Annotated in this window: 1 protein-coding gene; it reads right to left on the reverse strand. The window is 48.4% G+C overall.

Going from position 1 to position 506, the window contains the following annotated elements; translation table 11 throughout:
* Position 1: 1 nt before the first annotated feature.
* Positions 2-415: a tetratricopeptide repeat protein gene (locus BLW97_RS19860; RefSeq protein ID WP_024894753.1), complete on the reverse strand. Its 414-nt coding sequence runs from the start codon at positions 413-415 to the stop codon at positions 2-4.
* Positions 416-506 lie beyond the last annotated feature (91 nt).

The raw sequence follows: 506 nt of genomic DNA on the forward strand, positions 1-506 counted from the left end.
CTCATTTCTTGCGATCTTTTGCAGATTGTTGCCACCAATAAACGGCTTTATGCGTGTTGGTTGGTACACCCTCGCCGAAGTTGTAGGCGAAGGCCAGATGAAAAGCCCCATTGGCGTTTCCGGATTCTGCCGACTTACGAAACCAGATATCTGCTTTTTGCTGGTTTTTTGGAATCCCTCTCCCATAAAAATAGTGCACACCTAAGGCATTTTCTGCTGCAGGATCTCCAGCATGCGCCCATTTTACAAGTTTATTCACAGACATTCCTGCCACTGATTTTGGCATCTCCGTTACATGCACCCGAAATTCGGGGACGTGATGAACCACTAACTCACCAGCCGTTGCTGCAACGGGAATTACGGTGAGACCAAAAGCAACGTAGTAAATGCACTGGCGACATAAGAGCGTGGACATAGCACCTTCCTGGTATAGGAAAATGCCCCGTGACGTGGGGCTGAATCCGTCAAAACAGCAACGAATTCACGGCAGATGCCTGATTCCAAGA

Origin of the sequence: Acidithiobacillus albertensis (assembly GCF_001931655.1) — a bacterium.
Classification (GTDB): Bacteria; Pseudomonadota; Gammaproteobacteria; order Acidithiobacillales; family Acidithiobacillaceae; genus Acidithiobacillus; species Acidithiobacillus thiooxidans.